Origin of the sequence: Pseudomonas sp. R1-18 (genome assembly GCF_051132095.1) — a bacterium.
Classification (GTDB): Bacteria; Pseudomonadota; Gammaproteobacteria; order Pseudomonadales; family Pseudomonadaceae; genus Aquipseudomonas.
The window spans coordinates 4525333-4543198 of sequence record NZ_CP071658.1 but is presented as its reverse complement, the minus strand read 5'-3'; the positions used below and the strand labels follow the sequence as shown (position 1 = coordinate 4543198).

Below are 17866 nucleotides of genomic sequence, written 5' to 3'. Positions count from 1 at the left end.
GGAAACTCCATGACTAGTTTGCATGCCGACGAGGCCTTCCTCGGTCATTATCAGTTGAGTCATGACCCCTTTGCGGCGCGGGTACCTGGCTTTAAATTCTTCCCCGCCCAGCGCAAGCCGGTGCTGGGTCAGCTTCACCACCTGGCGCGCTACAGCCAGTTGCTTCTCGCGGTCACCGGGCCGCAGGGCAGCGGCAAGACCTTGCTGCGTCAGGCGCTGGTCGCCAGCACCAACAAACAGTCGGTGCAGAGCGTTGTGGTATCAGCACGCGGCGCAAGCGATGCGGCCGGCGTGCTGCAACAGGTCGCACAGGGGCTGAGCGTTGCTCACGCGGAAATGCAGGCGATTCTTGCCCAGGTCGTGCAGCTGGGGCTGACCGGCCAGGAAGTCTATCTGCTGGTGGACGATGCGGAACAACTGGGCGATTCGGCGCTCGAAGCGTTGCTGGGTCTGGCCGAAGGTACGCCGGAAGGCCGCCCGCACGTGTTCCTGTTCGGCGAGCCATCGCTGCTCGACCGTCTGGACCAGCTATGTGCCGCCTTGCAGGGAGATGTTGAAGGCGAGCGCTTTCACGTTATCGAGCTGCAACCCTACACGGAAGAAGAAACCAGGGAATACCTGGCGCAACGGCTGGAAGGCGCAGGGCAGTCCATTGCTCTGTTCTCGGCCGAGCAGATTACCGATATCCATGAACAATCCGACGGCTGGCCTGGAGCAATCAATCAGGTCGCCCGGGATTCAATGATCGAGGCGATGATCGCGAGTCGCTCTGCGGTCAAACGTCCAAGTGTGGGGTTCAACATGCCGAAAAAACACGTATTGGCTTTAGGCGCAGTCGTAGTCGTCGCCGTGGCAGCCGCTGTGCTGATCCCGGGTCGTGGCGACAAGACGCCAGCCGATGCTCCTGCCACTGCCCAGGCACAATTGCCGCTGGGTCAGGGCACGCCAGCCGCGCAGCAATCGAACAACGGCGGGCCGGCCATCGAGTTCGCGGGCAATTCGCAACCTATGCCGTTGCCGTTGGTCGGTAATTCTCAACCGGTGATGCGCGGCCCATTGGCCGAGGCCTCCAGTGGCGAGGGCGGGGATATCGGCGAAGAAGACGCAGTGCCGACCGGTTCGCCGGCTCAGCCTCCGACCGTGACCACAACTGCTCCGCCTGCCGGCGTCCCGGCGGGTCAGGCAGCGGCTCAGGCTCCCCGTTCGTCGATTCCGGCACCGGCCGCTGCACCGCAAGCCGCTCCAGCGGCAAGGCCGGCTCCTGCTCAGGCGCCGACTCAGGTGGCGACCGCCAAGCCCGCGCCAAAACCCGCCGAAAAACCTGCGGCTGCCAAACCGGCTGCTGGTGGTAACTGGTACAGCGGTCAGGCGCCGGGGCATTATGTGGTGCAGATTCTTGGCACCAGTTCCGAAGCCACCGCTCAGGCCTACGTGGCGGAGCAGGGCGGCGAGTACCGTTATTTCAAGAAAACCCTGCAGGGCAAGCCTCTGTATGTCGTGACTTACGGTAACTTTTCCGACCGAGCTGCTGCACTGGCAGCCATCAAGGTCTTGCCAGCCAAGGTTCAGGCTGGTAAACCTTGGCCTCGTACTGTCGCCAGCATCCAACAAGAGCTGGGCGCCACCCGCTGAAGTCGCAGCGGCCTTATCCAGGCCGCTCACCCGGCAACCCCTGATTTTACCCGCTTGAGCGTACCGCCTCTGGGTGGTGCGCCTTGTGGCGTCTGCGTCACAAACGCTCAGAAGTCCTCTTCGCTTCGGTCAGATTTCAAAGATTTATTTTGACTAGCACGGCGGTGCACTCTAAAACCTTCAGAAATGCGACAAATATCATCGGCTATTCGTCGTAAAATTTGTGGGCCTATGTGTCGCTGTGTACAATGACCTCCGTTTTGCCTGTCCAAAGCTGGCGACCGTTCGGCGCGACAAGTAAGTGGTTGAATTAAAAAGGAAAAGCCTCTGATAGAGGCAGCCTGGTGAGAAAGTGTCTATGAAAGCAGGTCTGTACCAACCAGATGAATTCAAGGATAACTGCGGCTTCGGCCTGATCGCTCATATGCAGGGCGAGCCCAGTCATCACCTGTTGCAGACGGCGATCCAAGCCCTGACCTGCATGACCCACCGTGGTGGGATCAACGCCGACGGCAAGACCGGCGATGGTTGCGGCCTGTTGATTCAGAAGCCCGATGCCTTCCTGCGCGCAGTCGCCAAGGAACACCTGGGCGCTGATCTGCCGCGCCAATATGCCGTGGGCATGGTGTTCCTCAATCAGGACGATGCCCGCGCCGAAGCTGCCCGCGAAAACATGAACCGCGAAATCCTGGCCGAAGGCCTGGATCTGATCGGCTGGCGTCAGGTGCCTGTCGATACCAGCGTGCTCGGCCGTCTGGCCCTGGAGCGCCTGCCCAAGATCGAACAGGTGTTCATCGGTGGCGAAGGTCTGAGTGATCAGGAATTCGCGATCAAGCTGTTCAGCGCACGTCGCCGTTCCTCGGTGTCCAACGCCGCCGATACCGATCACTACATCTGCAGCTTTTCGCACAAGACCATCATCTATAAAGGCTTGATGATGCCGGCCGACCTGACGGCCTTCTTCCCGGACCTGAGCGACGAGCGCCTGCAGACCGCGATCTGCGTGTTTCACCAGCGTTTCTCGACCAACACCCTGCCGAAATGGCCGCTGGCTCAGCCGTTCCGCCTGCTCGCGCACAACGGCGAGATCAACACCATTACCGGTAACCGCAACTGGGCACAGGCGCGCCGCACCAAGTTCACCAACGATCTGATGGATCTGGAAGAGCTCGGCCCGCTGGTCAACCGCGTGGGTTCCGACTCGTCGAGCATGGACAACATGCTCGAACTGATGGTCACAGGCGGCATCGACCTGTTCCGTGGCGTGCGTATGATCATTCCGCCAGCGTGGCAGAACGTCGAGACTATGGACCCGGATCTGCGCGCCTTTTACGAATACAACTCCATGCACATGGAGCCGTGGGACGGCCCGGCCGGGATCGTGATGACCGAAGGTCGCCACGCAGTCTGCCTGCTCGACCGCAACGGCCTGCGCCCGGCGCGCTGGGTCACCACCACCAACGGCTACATCACCCTGGCGTCAGAAATCGGCGTGTGGGATTACAAGCCTGAAGACGTGATCGCCAAAGGTCGCGTCGGTCCGGGTCAGATCTTTGCGGTGGACACCGAAACCGGACAGATCCTCGACACCGATGCCATTGATAACCGCCTGAAGTCGCGCCACCCGTACAAACAATGGCTGCGCAAGAGCGCGTTGCGCATCCAGGCAACCATGGAAGACAACGACCACGGTTCGGCTTTCTATAACAGCGACCAGCTCAAGCAATACATGAAGATGTATCAGGTCACGTACGAAGAGCGTGATCAGGTATTGCGGCCGCTGGGCGAGCAAGGCCAGGAAGCGGTCGGCTCCATGGGCGACGACACGCCGATGGCGGTGCTGTCGCGTCGCGTGCGTTCGCCTTACGACTACTTCCGTCAGCAGTTCGCGCAGGTGACCAACCCGCCGATCGACCCGCTGCGCGAAGCCATCGTCATGTCGCTGGAAATCTGCCTAGGCGCCGAGCGCAACATCTTCCAGGAGTCGCCTGAGCATGCCTCGCGCGTCATCCTCAGCTCGCCGGTCATTTCTCCAGCCAAGTGGCGTTCGCTGATGAACCTGGAGCGGCCTGGTTTCGAGCGGCACATCATCGACCTGAACTACGACGAGCACATGGGCCTTGAAGCCGCTATCCGCAACATCGCGGATCAGGCTGAAGAAGCCGTGCGTGCCGGTCGTACGCTGATCGTCCTGAGCGACCGTCATATCGCGCCGGGCAAGCTGCCTGCGCACGCGTCACTGGCGGTCGGCGCGGTTCACCACCGCCTGACCGAACAGGGCCTGCGCTGTGACAGCAACATCCTGGTCGAAACGGCGACGGCGCGTGACCCGCACCATTTCGCCGTGCTGATCGGCTTCGGCGCTTCGGCGGTCTATCCGTTCCTGGCCTATGAAGTGCTGGGCGACCTGATCCGCACCGGCGAAGTGCTGGGCGACCTGTACGAAGTCTTCAAGAACTACCGCAAGGGCATCACCAAGGGCCTGCTCAAGATCCTGTCGAAGATGGGTATCTCGACCATCGCGTCCTATCGCGGCGCACAACTGTTCGAAGCCATCGGCCTGTCCGAAGAAGTCTGCAACACCAGCTTCCGTGGTGTGCCGAGCCGCCTGAAAGGCGCGCGTTTCGTCGATCTGGAAGCCGAGCAGAAGGCGCTTGCCGCCGAAGCCTGGAGCCCGCGCAAGCCGATTCAGCAAGGTGGTCTGCTCAAGTTCGTGTTCGGCGGTGAATACCACGCCTATAACCCGGACGTGGTCGCCACCCTGCAGGCCGCCGTGCAGCAGGGCGATTACAGCAAGTTCAAGGAATACACCGCGCTGGTGGACAAGCGTCCGGTTTCGATGATCCGTGACCTGTTTCAGGTCAAGACCCTCGACCAGCCGCTGGCTATCGACGAGATCGAGCCTCTGACCGAGATCCTCAAGCGCTTCGACTCCGCCGGGATTTCCCTCGGCGCGTTGTCGCCGGAAGCCCACGAAGCACTGGCTGAAGCGATGAACCGCCTTGGCGCGCGTTCCAACTCGGGCGAGGGCGGCGAAGATCCGTCGCGCTACGGCACGATCCGCAGTTCCAAGATCAAGCAGATCGCGACCGGCCGTTTTGGCGTAACACCGGAATATCTGGTCAACGCCGACGTGCTGCAGATCAAGGTGGCCCAGGGTGCCAAGCCGGGTGAAGGCGGCCAGTTGCCGGGCGGCAAGGTCAACGGCCTGATCGCCAAGCTGCGCTACGCCGTACCGGGTGTGACACTGATCTCGCCACCGCCGCACCACGACATCTACTCGATCGAGGACCTGTCACAGCTGATCTTCGACCTCAAGCAGGTCAATCCGGCTGCGCTGGTTTCGGTCAAGCTGGTTGCGGAAGCAGGCGTTGGTACTATCGCCGCAGGCGTGGCCAAGGCTTACGCCGACCTGATCACCATCTCCGGCTACGATGGCGGTACCGGCGCTTCGCCGCTGACGTCTATCAAGTACGCTGGCGCGCCGTGGGAACTGGGCCTGGCCGAAACTCACCAGACGCTGCGCGGCAATGACTTGCGCGGCAAGGTGCGGGTGCAGACCGACGGCGGCCTGAAAACCGGCCTGGACGTGATCAAGGCTGCGATTCTCGGCGCTGAAAGCTTCGGCTTCGGCACTGCGCCAATGATCGCGCTGGGCTGCAAATACCTGCGTATCTGCCATCTGAACAACTGCGCTACCGGCGTCGCGACCCAGAACGACAAGCTGCGCAAGGATCACTACATCGGCACCGTCGACATGGTGATCAACTTCTTCACCTACGTGGCGGAAGAAACCCGCGAGTGGCTGGCGAAACTGGGCGTTCGCTCGCTCGAAGAGCTGATCGGTCGTACCGACCTGCTGGATATTCTGCCGGGCGAAACCGAGAAGCAGCAGCACCTGGACCTTACACCGTTGCTGGGCAGCGATCACATTCCGGCCGACAAGCCTCAGTTCAGTCTGGTGGACCGCAACCCACCGTTCGACAAGGGTTTGCTCGCCGAGAAGATGGTCGAGCTGGCCAAACCGGCCATCGAGTCGCTGAGTGGCGGCGAGTACGAGCTGGATATCTGCAACTGCGACCGTTCCATCGGCGCGCGGATTTCCGGTGAGATCGCCAGGCTGCATGGCAACCAGGGCATGAACAAGGCGCCGATCACCTTCCGCTTCAAGGGCACTGCCGGTCAGAGCTTCGGCGTCTGGAACGCTGGCGGTCTGCACATGTATCTGGAAGGCGATGCCAACGACTACGTCGGCAAGGGCATGACCGCCGGCAAACTGGTGATCGTGCCGCCCAAGGGCAGCCCGTTCAAGACTAACGAAAGCGCTATCGTGGGCAACACCTGCCTGTACGGCGCCACCGGCGGCAAGCTGTTTGCCGCGGGCACGGCGGGCGAGCGTTTCGCGGTGCGTAACTCCGGTGCGCATGCGGTCGTGGAAGGCACTGGCGATCACTGCTGCGAATACATGACTGGCGGCTTCGTCTGTGTGCTGGGCAAGACCGGCTACAACTTCGGCTCGGGCATGACCGGCGGTTTCGCCTACGTGCTTGATCAGGACAACACCTTCGTTGACCGGGTCAACCACGAGCTGGTCGAGATCCAGCGCATCAGCGGGGAAGCGATGGAGGCTTATCGCACTCACCTGCAGAGCGTTCTGAACGAGTACGTCACCGAAACCGACAGTGAGTGGGGTCGCAACCTGGCGGAGAACCTGGATGACTACCTGCGTCGTTTCTGGCTGGTCAAGCCCAAGGCTGCCAACCTCAAGTCGCTGCTCTCCAGCACCCGGGCGAACCCACAGTAAGGCGGCTGCAAGCGGCAATGACTGCAGCTTCAAGCGGGAAGCTGCAAGCCGCAAGTTAACGGCAGTGCGCGAATGCCTGCGAATTCGATTTTTTGCAGCTTGAAGCTTGTAGCTTGAAGCTGCCGCAACGAGGCAACACCCATGGCTGAACGTCTCAGTAACGACTTCCAGTTCATCGATGTCGGGCGTAAAGATCCGAAGAAGAAACTGCTGCGTCAACGCAAGAAGGAGTTCGTGGAAATCTACGAACCTTTCAAGCCCCAGCAGTCCGCTGACCAGGCGCATCGCTGCCTGGGTTGCGGCAACCCGTATTGCGAATGGAAGTGCCCGGTACACAACTTCATTCCCAACTGGCTCAAGCTGGTGGCCGAGGGCAACATCCTGGCCGCCGCCGAGCTGTCGCATCAGACCAACACCCTGCCGGAAGTCTGCGGTCGCGTGTGCCCCCAGGATCGTCTGTGTGAAGGTGCCTGCACCTTGAACGACGGCTTCGGCGCGGTGACTATCGGCTCGGTCGAGAAGTACATCGCCGACACCGCTTTTGCGATGGGCTGGCGTCCGGACATGTCCAAGGTCGTACCGACCGGCAAGCGCGTCGCCATCATCGGCGCCGGTCCCGCCGGCCTGGGCTGTGCCGACGTACTGGTGCGTGCCGGTGTGTCGCCCGTGGTGTTCGATAAGAACCCTGAAATCGGCGGCCTGCTGACCTTCGGTATTCCCGAGTTCAAGCTTGAAAAGTCGGTCTTGAGCAACCGCCGTGAAGTCTTCACCGGCATGGGCATCGAGTTTCGTCTCAATACCGAAATCGGCAAGGACATCACCGTCGACCAACTGCTCGAAGAGTACGATGCCGTATTCATGGGCATGGGCACCTACACCTACATGAAGGGCGGTTTCCCTGGCGAAGAGCTTCCAGGCGTACATGACGCACTGGATTTCCTGATCGCCAACGTCAACCGCAATCTGGGCTTCGAAAAGTCGCCGGAAGATTTCGTCGACATGAAAGGCAAGCGTGTCGTGGTTCTGGGTGGCGGTGATACCGCGATGGACTGCAATCGGACGTCGATTCGTCAGGGCGCCAAATCGGTTACCTGCGCCTATCGCCGTGACGAAGAAAACATGCCCGGTTCGCGCAAGGAAGTGAAGAACGCTAAGGAAGAGGGCGTGAAGTTCCTCTACAACCGCCAGCCCATCGCCATTGTCGGCGAGGACAAGGTCGAAGGCGTGAAAGTGGTCGAGACCCGTCTCGGCGAGCCGGACGCCCGTGGTCGGCGCAGCCCGGAACCGATTCCCGGCTCCGAAGAGATCATCCCGGCGGACGCCGTGGTGATCGCTTTCGGCTTCCGTCCGAGCCCGGCGCCGTGGTTCGAGCAGTTTTCGATCAACACCGACAGCCAGGGCCGCGTGATCGCACCCGAGCTGGCGCCGTTCAAGCACCAGACCAGCAACCCGAAAATCTTCGCCGGCGGCGACATGGTGCGCGGGTCGGACCTGGTGGTTACCGCGATCTTCGAAGGCCGCAACGCGGCTGAAGGGATTCTGGATTACCTGGGCGTCTGATCAAGCCCGGCGCCCTGTAGGAGCGGACTAGTCCGCGAAGACTTGTTTCCAGACGACGCAAATGTTGCGGTTGTACTGGCCTCTTCGCGAGCAAGCTCGCTCCTACGGGGCCAGCGGTGTCCATGCTGGCAAGCGCGACAAATCGCCCCGATAGATAAAAGAAACCGCATCCGCCGTGCCTTTTAGGTCGCTCTCTGAGAAAATGCCGGCACTTTTTTTGCGGATGCCGACATGACTGCCCTGAAGAACGACCGTTTCCTTCGCGCCCTGCTCAAGCAACCCGTCGACGTCACGCCGGTATGGATGATGCGTCAGGCGGGCCGTTACCTGCCGGAATACCGCGCCAGCCGTGCGAAGGCCGGCGACTTCATGAGCCTGTGCAAGAACCCGGAGTTCGCCTGCGAAGTCACGCTGCAGCCGCTGGAGCGTTATCCGCTCGATGCCGCGATCCTGTTTTCCGACATCCTGACTATCCCCGACGCGATGGGTCTGGGTCTTTATTTCGAGACCGGCGAAGGTCCGCGCTTCAAGAAGACCGTCACAACGCTGGCGGACATCGAAGCGCTGCCGATCCCCGATCCGCGTCAGGATCTGGGCTACGTGATGGACGCGGTCAGCACCATTCGCCGTGAGCTCAATGGCCGAGTGCCCCTGATTGGCTTCTCCGGCAGCCCGTGGACACTGGCGACTTACATGGTCGAAGGCGGCTCGTCCAAGGACTTCCGCAAGTCCAAGGCGATGCTCTACGACAACCCGCAGGCGATGCACCTGTTGCTGGACAAGCTGGCGCAGTCGGTGACTTCCTACCTGAATGGCCAGATCCTCGCTGGCGCTCAGGCGGTGCAGATTTTCGACAGCTGGGGCGGCAGCCTGTCGTCGGCGGCTTATCAGGAGTTTTCCCTGGCGTACATGCGCAAGATCGTCAGCGGTCTGATCCGCGAGCACGACGGTCGCAAGGTGCCGGTCATTCTGTTCACCAAAGGTGGTGGTCTGTGGCTGGAAAGCATCGCCGACGCTGGCGCCGACGCGTTGGGCCTGGACTGGACCTGCGATATCGGTGAAGCGCGTCGACGTGTCGGTGGTCAGGTCGCCCTGCAAGGCAACATGGACCCGACCGTGCTTTACGCTCGCCCTGCGGCGATTCGCCAGGAAGTGGCGCGTATCCTTGCCAGCTACGGCAGCGGCACCGGCCACGTCTTCAACCTCGGCCACGGCATCACCCCAGAGGTCGACCCAGCCAATGCCGGTGCTTTCATCGAAGCCGTGCATGAGTTGTCGGCGCAGTATCACCAGTAACGGACCGAGCCTGCAGGCGCGGACGTTGTGGGAGCGGACTTGTCCGCGAATACGTAGGTAAAAATGACGCACATGTTGCGACTGTACCGATGCCTTCGCGGACAAGTCCGCTCCCACAGGGGTCAGGCGTTGATAGACAGCGGCTGCAACTTCGCCAGCCGCAGCGCCACGCCAAGGGCGATCACCAACAGCACGCCGACGAACAGCCCGATTCCGTTCCACCCTGCGTAATGCCAGAACACCCCGCCGCCGGTGCCCGCCACGCTTGAACCTGCGTAATAACAGAACAGATACAGCGAGGACGCCTGACCGCGTGCTTTGGTGGCGCGGCGGCCGACCCAGCTGCTGGCCACCGAATGTGCGCCGAAGAAGCCAAAGGTGAAGATCAATACCCCGATCACCACCAACGGTAATGGCGATAGCAGTGTCAGGCCCAGACCCACCAGCATCAGGACGATGACCGCCCAGAGCACTTTGCGTCGCCCCAGTCGGTCGGCGAGCGAGCCGATTTTCGCCGAGCTGTAGATTCCCGACAGATACACCACCGAAAACACGCCCACTACTGCCTGACTCAAATGGTACGGTTCGGCCAGCAACCGATAGCCGATGTAATTGAAGAGCGTGACGAATGCGCCCATCAACAGAAAACCCATCAGGAACAGCAGCGGCAAACCGGCGTCACGAAACTGGACCACGAAGCCATCCAGCAGACTGCGCGGATGCAGCGAGCGAGCGCGGAAGTTGCGCGACTCCGGAAGCATCTTCCAGAACGCCACGGCTGCAATCAGTGCAAGACCGCCCACGACCAACATCGCCACATGCCAGCTGACGTAATCGATCATCACGCCCGCGATCAGCCTGCCGCTCATGCCTCCCACTGCGCTACCGCCGATGTACAGCCCCATCGCCAATCCCAGGTGGGCCGGGTGAATTTCTTCGCTCAAGTAAGTCATCGCTACTGCCGCCAGACCACTGAGCGAAAGCCCGACCAGGGCGCGAGTCGCCAGCACGGTTTCCCAGGTTGGCATAAGGGCGCTGGCCAGAGTTGCCAGCGCTGCGCAGAACAGCGCCAGCACCATCACGGGCTTGCGGCCCAGCCGGTCGGAGATGGGCCCCGTGATCAGCAGACCGATCGCCAGCATTGCCGTGGCGACTGACAGGATCAGGCTGCTCTCGGCCGCATTGATCGAAAACTCCTGAGAGAGCAGCGGCATCATGGGCTGCACGCAGTACAGCAGAGTGAAAGTCGAAAACCCGCCGGCAAACAGGGCCAACACCGTGCGCTTGAATAGGGGCGTGTCCTTTTCGATGTGGCGGTCATCGAGCGGAACGGAAGCTTTGGCCGTCGAGGGCTGTTGGTCGGCGGCAAGCGGTGCGTGCACGGGGTTCACGGTAAACCTCAAGGCTGGACAAGGCAGAACAGGGAAAAGCATATAGCCGGTTAATGATGCGATCCAATATATTGTTCGACCTGTTTGATATGTAAAACGACTCAATGGGGAAGTCATGGAATTGCGCCATCTGCGGTATTTCATTGCTGTCGCCGAAGAACTTCACTTCGGACGTGCGGCTCAGTCGCTGGGAATTTCTCAACCGCCATTGAGTCAGCAGATTCAGGCGCTTGAACAGCAATTGGGCGCACGTCTGTTCGAGCGGACCAATCGGCGTGTCGAACTGAGCGAAGCGGGCCGGCTGTTTCTGGACGAAGCGCGCCAGGTGCTGGCGCAGGTGGACAAAGCTGCAGACGTCGCTCGGCGAGCGCAGCTGGGTGAACTGGGCGAGCTGAAGATCGGCTTTACCGCGTCGGCGCCGTTCACGTCGAGCATTCCACAGGCTATCTTCGCGTTTCGTCAGGCCTACCCGGACGTGCACCTGGCGCTAAAGGAAATGACCAGCCAGGACGTCGTCGCCTGTCTGGAGGACCAGTCAATTCGCGTCGGCATCATGCGGCCTCTGCCGCTGCCCGATTCGTTGACTGCCGTCGAACTGCTGCGTGATCCGCTGGTGGCGATCCTGCGCGCCGATCATCCGCTTGCGGAAGGCAGCGAGCACGGCTTGTCCCTTTCGGCGCTGGCTGCCGAGCCTTTCGTATTCTTCCCCCGGAGTTACGGCAGCGGCCTGCACGCGCAGTTGCTCAGCCTGGCCCGGGCGGCAGGCTTCAGTCCGTTGATCACTCAGGAAGCGGGGGAAGTGATGACCATCATCGGCCTGGTCGCCGCCGGTCTGGGCGTGACAGTCCTGCCAGCGTCCTACCAGCGGATGCGTATCGACGGCGTCGTATACCGAACCCTGCTCGACCCCGGCGCGACCAGCTCGATATGGCTGGCGCGACGCAAGGACGAACAGTCGCCCATGGCCAGGGCATTTATGGAGCTGGTGACCCATGACGCGGGAAGACTTTGATGCGGCACTGTTTTTGTCTGTAGCCTCGCCCTTGTCATGCATATTGCCTAGACTCGGCCCATTGCAGGCTGTTATCAGCAGGCTGCGTCTTTTCTTCATCAATCAGGGAGGCAATTCATGCGTCGCGTGGTGTTCAATCAGAAGGGAGGTGTCGGCAAGTCCAGCATCGCTTGCAATCTGGCAGCGGTCAGCGCTAACGAAGGTTACCGGACCCTGCTGATCGACCTCGATGCACAGGCCAATTCGACCCAGTACCTCACGGGCCTTACCGGCACTGACATCCCCATGGGCATCGCCGATTTCTTCAAGCAGACATTGTCTTCGACGCCCTTCGGCAAGAAGAACCATGTCGATATTTATGAAACGCCCTACGACAACCTGCATGTGGTCACCGCGACCGCCGAGCTTGCCGACCTGCAGCCGAAACTGGAGGCCAAGCACAAGATCAACAAGTTGCGAAAGCTGCTGGATGAGCTGGACGAAGACTACGAGCGGATCTATCTGGACACGCCACCGGCACTGAACTTTTATGCGGTTTCCGCGCTGATCGCAGCGGACCGGGTTCTGATTCCGTTCGACTGCGACAGCTTTTCCCGGCAGGCCCTGTACGGCTTGTTGCAGGAGGTGGAAGACCTCAAGGAAGACCATAATGACCGGCTGGAAGTGGAAGGTATTATCGTCAACCAGTTCCAGCCGCGTGCCAGTCTGCCGCAGCAGATGCTCGACGAGCTGATCGCCGAAGGCCTCCCGGTGCTACCGGTGTACCTCAACGCATCGGTAAAAATGCGCGAATCCCATCAGGCGAGCATGCCATTGGTGCATCTCGACCCGCGCCACAAGCTGACGCAGCAGTTCGTCGAGTTGCACCATTGGCTGGAAACCCACGCTCATCCCTGACCGGTGCATCGGATCGGCCGGCGCTTCAGTCAAGACCGACAAACAATGGCCGGAGTACCGGCGCGTGATAGGTGCCGTCCTTGATGGACTGCACGATCTGCACGGCATTCCGGTGCGCCTCTTCGGCAAGCTCGTCCGGAATTGGAATCGCGGCGTCCATGTCCGCCTTGAAATGTTCCTGTGAGGCAGTGAGGCGGTTGCTGCCAGGTTGACAGCCGCACCGCACTGCGTGGCCGTCGGTCGCCACGGCGACGCATTCATCTATATAGGTCGGGTTGCCCTGAGCGATGAAACCCACGCTTTTGCACGCCGGGCACCAGACGGGATCACCCATCCGCGCCACCCGTCGCAGGTCGATCACTTCGGTGGACGATCCGGCCAGTACAAAACCTCCGGTGGTGGTCGGGTCGCCTTCCCTGACTACATATGGCATAGCGTTGTGTCCTCTGAATATACGTGCTGGAAACCAGATGCTAGGTCCAATCGGTCTTCATGAGGTGGTCGGAAAGCGGTTAAAGACGAGTCCTACAGAAAAATCAGCCATGCGCTTCACGTCGTTACCAAATGGGCTACATCTGAGCTTGGCAGTAAGGACGCACGAGGTTTAGGCTGGCACATCGACCCCACCCGGATACACAGCATGCAAACTCTCGGCGTTATTGGCGGCATGAGTTGGGAATCGACCGCCACTTATTACAAGCAGCTGAACCAGGGCATACGCGATGCGCTTGGCGGGTTGCATTCGGCACCGCTGCTTGTCTATTCCGTGGACTTTGCGGGAATTGCCGCTCTGCAGAGGGCCGGGGAATGGGATGTCGCCGCAGCCCAGCTTGCCGACGTCGCCGAAAGGCTGGAGCGGGCGGGCGCCGGTGCTCTGTTGTTGGCCACCAATACCATGCACAAGGTCGCATCCGCGATTGAAGCAGCGGTGGATATCCCGCTGTTGCACATTGGCGATGCGGTCGGCCAGGCGCTCCAGGCTTCGGGAGTCAAACGCGCCGCGCTTCTGGGCACCCGCTTCACCATGCAGGAGGACTTTTACCGCCAGCGTCTGGAACAGCACTTCGGTATTGAGGTGCTGCTCCCGGACGTTGAAGCCATGGCGGAGATCGACCGGGCAATATTTGCCGAACTGTGCCTTGGCGACTTCCGACCGACCACCCGTGACTTCTACCTCGACGTACTCCAACAGCTGCGGGATCAGGGCGCCGAAGCGGCGATTCTGGGTTGTACGGAAATCGGCCTGCTCTTGGCGGATGCCATAAGCCCGCTCCCCTTGATCGACAGTGCCGAGCGCCATGTGGCGATGGGGCTGGATTGGCTGTTGCACCAGAGCTGAGGTCCCAGGTGCCGTCAGCTTCTCCAGCACGGCGTGGGATTCATCGCGCATTTTTGTTGTTTTTCTAAACTTATTTATTTTCGTCTTGGGCTTTTTTTCAGAAACGTCCTACAAAGTTGATAACTCTTGCCCAGCAATTGCTGGGTTTTTTTGTCAACTGTGCTTTCTGAGAGGGGTTGTTTCGGAGGCTTGCCAAATTTGTGCGGTCATGACTAAGTAGTTATCAGATCTTCAATACATTTGATAACTTCAAGGATGTGACAAGCATATGAAATGCAAAATCGGTTTAGCACTAGTGTTCGCGGCAATCACTGTAGGTGGTTACGCTCAGGCGGGTCCGAAAGTGACTGTTGTGTTCAAGAATAATAGCGAGATGGAGGCGGTTTATAGTCCGCAGAGCAGGAATGAGATGTTGACGCGGTCGTTTGCCAGAACCGCCCCGAGTATCAGTGTTGCTCCGGCCGGAACTGATAGATATATCGTCGATGGGAAGCTTTCTCCAGACGTTACGATTGCAAATGTGCGATATACAGCAGGAAATAAAACGTGCCAATTCATGTCAACGTACGTTATGGGAGTTGGTAAAGGTACGCGGCTTCCCCAATGGAACAAAAAGGCCGAGGCTTCGGGCGGTGCACGCTGCGATGCGCAGATAACGCACACGAACCCTTCGTCACATGAGTGGACGGTCGAATTCACTATGAGATAAGGCCTGTCCAGCCTGCGCTGAGTGGATTCCATGCTGAATGCCCAGTGCGGGCTGGATTACTGTGGAGTTACGCCATGTATCCAGTCAGTAATATCAATCCAGCTCCAGTCCGGTTATCGAAAATCGCTTCTACAGCTGTTCTTGAAGAGGCGTCTGATTTGGCTTCGCTCGTAAAAAGAGCGGAATCATCAGCGCCGAAGATATCCACTTTGGCGCGTCAGCTGAGCGAATGCGCAGAGCGGGCGGCCGTCCGGGATAAAACGCTTAGTCGCGAGGAACTGGGGACCCTTGCGAGTCGATTACATGACCAATTGAGCTCCGGGCGTTATGTCGGTGGCAATATTCCGAAGATGCTTGCCCGATCAAATGCCGATGATCCTGAGCTGCTGCATCGGGACCATCAAGCCGTCCTCTACAACGTGAATTCTATGTTTGGCGATAAGAGTTTGCAGAGTCCGTTCCATGGGTTGTCGAGAGAGGACATGGTCTTGATCCTCTATGATGAAAGCGACACCTTCACAATCAACGAGCGCTATGCAGCTTTTCTTGGCGCAAATCAGCTGGAGCAAAATTTTCGGGAAAATTACTGTCGGCGCAATTTCGAAGGTGCCTTTAATGAACATCCCTTTCTCGGCTATGCCGAGCCTTTGATGCACTACCGCTCTTTACCGTTGATTGAACAGGCGAGATATCCAGAGGATTACGAGGCTAGGCTCGAAAGCTGGATGATCGAAGCCTGGGCAGAAAAGCCGCCCACTGATTCTAGAGAGTTTAAGACTCTGTTCGAGATCCTGGCCGGGGTTGTGCGGGACAGGAACCACTTGCCTGTTATGGAAAGCGAAATACCCGAACCCGCAAAGTCCTCGACCACCACCGAGCCAGTTAAGCCGCACGGTAGTTCCTCAGATGGGGGCACTGCACATGTATCCTCTTGATAACGTCCACAGGTCACCGTCAGCTCCATTAACGACCATAGCACCCGCAGCCCGCAATATGACCGCTGGCGTATCCCCGGCAGTTAGTCAGGTCGACATCGCGGCACCAAAAATATCCACATTGGCACGCCAACTCAGCGAATGCGCAGAGCGGGCGGCCGTCCGGGATAAAACGCTTAGTCGCGACGCCTTACGTGATCTTGCAGGTCGTTTACGCGGGGAGCTTAGGTCTGATCGATATACCAGTGGCGATGTGTCCAAGGTCTTTGACCGGATACCCAGCGCTGACCCTGAGCTGGTCGCACGCGATCAGCAAGCGGTGAGGTACAACATTAGCGTTATCTATCGCGAAAATAACGTCCGTAGCCCGTTCTCGGAGCTTTCAAGGCAAGAACTGGTACTGATTGCATACGATGAGGGTAATACATTCACGGTCAATGAACGCTACGCGGCCCTGCGTGGTGCGAATGAGTACGAGCAGCGCTTGCGGAGCGATTTCGGACGGCGCAGTCAGGAAGGGGTTTTCAATCATCACCCCTACCTTTTCTACGCCGAGCCCCTTGCTCAATATCGATCGATACCTTTGATCGAGCAGGTGCAGTACCCGGACGACTATGAACCCTCTCTCGAAACTCGCATGCTCGAAGCCTGGGCAGAAAAACCGCCCACGGATTCCAAAGAGTTCAAGACTCTGTTCGAAACCATCGCCCAGGTGCTGCGCAACGGAAACCGTTCGGAAGACTTCATCAAGGTCGCGTTAGAGTCTGTGGAAAAGTCCGACACCGACCGTTCGATCAAGACGAGCAGCTGATCTCCAGATGCTTGCCCCAGTCCGGCGGACGCCTGGCGTAGTCGGACATGCCTGGTTGTTCGGTAAACGGGTTGCACAGCACGCTGTGCAGGCGACGGACTTCGCTGTAGTCGCCTTTTTCCGCGGCTTCGATCGCATTCTGCGCCAGGTAGTTACGCAGGATATAAAGCGGATTGACCGCGTGCATGCGGGTCTGGCGTGCCTGGTCGGTGTCGTCGCCATCGCGAGCAATGCGCTCCTGGTAGGCCTGCGCCCAGCCATCGAAACCCTTGATGTCGATGAAGTCGTCGCGCAGCTTGCGTACCGCGTCTGCAGCTGGCTCGTCGCCAAGGCGGCGGAAGAAGAGCGTGTAATCAACGCCGCTGTTCTGCATCAGCTGCAGGAGTCGACCGACCAGTTCTTCGTCACCGTCTTCAGCGCTGGTCAAGCCCAGGCGGCGGCGCATCAAGTCCAGATAATGCGTCTGGTACAGCGGCAGGAACAGCCCGATGGCTTCGCGCAATGCCTCGACGCTGATGAACGGCGTCAACGCCTGCGCCAGGGCACTGAGGTTCCACTGCGCGATCGGGACCTGATTGCTGTAGGAATATCGGCCTTCATGATCCGAATGGTTGCAGATGAAGTGCTGGTCGAAATCGTCGAGAAAGGCGAACGGGCCGAAGTCGAAAGTAATGCCCAGAATCGACATGTTGTCGGTGTTCATCACGCCATGACAGAAACCGTAGGCCTGCCACTTGGCGATCAGCTCGGCGTTGCGCTCGACGATTTCCCGGAACATCGCCAGATAGGGCTCGGGTTGTTCCTGGCACTGCGGGTAATGCAGGGTCAACACGTGATCGACCAGTTCTTTGAGCTGTTCGGGCTGTTTGGTGTAGTAGAAATATTCGAGGCTGCCGTACCTGACATGGCTCTGAGCCAGGCGCAGCACCATGGCGGCCCGCTCCTGGGTTTCGCGCCACACCGGTGTGCTGGAGCCGATCACGCAGGCTGCCCGGCTGGTAGGAATCCCGAGTGCATGCAGGGCTTCGGAAGCAAGAAATTCGCGGATCGACGAGCGCAGCACCGCGCGGCCATCACCCATGCGCGAGTAGGGTGTCTGGCCGGCGCCTTTGAGGTGCAGATCCCAGTGCTCGCCTGCATCATTGTAGATTTCGCCCAGCAGCAGTCCGCGACCGTCGCCCAGACGCGGGTTGTAGGAGCCAAACTGGTGTCCGGAATACACCATTGCGCGCGGGTCGGCTTCCGACCACAACTTGTGGCCGCTGAAGAGTTCGGCAAAGAGCGGCAGTTGGGCTTGTGAAGGGTCAAGATCAAGCAGCGCCAGCGCGGCCTCGCTGGCGACCACCAGGCGCGGCTCGGCGATGGGCTCGGGCAAGACCGTTGTGGAGAACGCATCGCCCAGGCGGGCGAAGCGATTATCGAAGATCAGTTCGTCGAGCGCTTTCAAGGGCCTTCTCCAGCAGAATATTCAGGCATTCTG

Annotated in this window: 12 protein-coding genes; 9 read left to right on the top strand and 3 right to left on the bottom strand. The window is 59.7% G+C overall.

Annotated features, from left to right (window positions below):
• The first annotated feature begins 9 nt into the window (after positions 1-9).
• From J3P77_RS20615 to hemE, 4 genes are all read left to right on the top strand, one after another.
• Positions 10-1632 (top strand): AAA family ATPase, encoded by a 1623-nt coding sequence (locus J3P77_RS20615; protein WP_434678417.1) that lies wholly within the window; start codon positions 10-12, stop codon positions 1630-1632.
• Positions 1633-1990: 358 nt separating this feature from the next.
• Positions 1991-6436 (top strand): glutamate synthase large subunit, encoded by a 4446-nt coding sequence (gene gltB, locus J3P77_RS20610; protein WP_434678416.1) that lies wholly within the window; start codon positions 1991-1993, stop codon positions 6434-6436.
• 141 nt (positions 6437-6577) lie between these two features.
• The gene (locus tag J3P77_RS20605; RefSeq protein WP_434678415.1) at positions 6578-7996 is read left to right on the top strand and encodes an FAD-dependent oxidoreductase; all 1419 of its coding nucleotides are present in this window, start codon (positions 6578-6580) and stop codon (positions 7994-7996) included.
• 231 nt (positions 7997-8227) lie between these two features.
• Positions 8228-9292, top strand: a complete 1065-nt coding sequence (hemE, locus tag J3P77_RS20600) for a uroporphyrinogen decarboxylase (protein ID WP_434678414.1) — start codon at positions 8228-8230, stop codon at positions 9290-9292.
• 122 nt (positions 9293-9414) lie between these two features.
• Here hemE and J3P77_RS20595 read toward each other — a convergent pair whose 3' ends face one another.
• Positions 9415-10683, bottom strand: coding sequence for an MFS transporter (locus J3P77_RS20595; protein ID WP_434678413.1), 1269 nt, complete (start codon positions 10681-10683; stop codon positions 9415-9417).
• 115 nt (positions 10684-10798) lie between these two features.
• Between J3P77_RS20595 and J3P77_RS20590 the strand changes: the two genes are divergently transcribed.
• Positions 10799-11695 carry a LysR substrate-binding domain-containing protein gene (locus J3P77_RS20590; RefSeq protein ID WP_434678412.1) on the top strand — a complete coding sequence of 299 codons (897 nt, stop codon included), beginning with the start codon at positions 10799-10801 and terminating at the stop codon, positions 11693-11695.
• 117 nt (positions 11696-11812) lie between these two features.
• Positions 11813-12592, top strand: coding sequence for a ParA family protein (locus J3P77_RS20585; protein ID WP_434678411.1), 780 nt, complete (start codon positions 11813-11815; stop codon positions 12590-12592).
• 25 nt (positions 12593-12617) lie between these two features.
• Here J3P77_RS20585 and J3P77_RS20580 read toward each other — a convergent pair whose 3' ends face one another.
• Complete coding sequence (locus tag J3P77_RS20580) at positions 12618-13025, bottom strand: PAAR domain-containing protein (protein ID WP_434678410.1); 408 nt, start codon at positions 13023-13025, stop codon at positions 12618-12620.
• A 207-nt stretch (positions 13026-13232) separates the two neighbouring features.
• Between J3P77_RS20580 and J3P77_RS20575 the strand changes: the two genes are divergently transcribed.
• From J3P77_RS20575 to J3P77_RS20565, 3 genes are all read left to right on the top strand, one after another.
• Positions 13233-13931, top strand: a complete 699-nt coding sequence (locus J3P77_RS20575; RefSeq protein WP_434678409.1) for an aspartate/glutamate racemase family protein — start codon at positions 13233-13235, stop codon at positions 13929-13931.
• 783 nt (positions 13932-14714) lie between these two features.
• Positions 14715-15575 (top strand): hypothetical protein, encoded by an 861-nt coding sequence (locus J3P77_RS20570; protein WP_434678408.1) that lies wholly within the window; start codon positions 14715-14717, stop codon positions 15573-15575.
• A 58-nt stretch (positions 15576-15633) separates the two neighbouring features.
• The gene (locus tag J3P77_RS20565) at positions 15634-16386 is read left to right on the top strand and encodes a hypothetical protein (RefSeq protein ID WP_434678407.1); all 753 of its coding nucleotides are present in this window, start codon (positions 15634-15636) and stop codon (positions 16384-16386) included.
• Here J3P77_RS20565 and selO read toward each other — a convergent pair.
• Entirely contained in the window at positions 16370-17833 is a 1464-nt protein-coding gene (gene selO / locus J3P77_RS20560; protein ID WP_434678406.1) for a protein adenylyltransferase SelO, read from the bottom strand. The genes J3P77_RS20565 and selO overlap by 17 nt on opposite strands.
• Between the last annotated feature and the right edge of the window lie 33 nt (positions 17834-17866).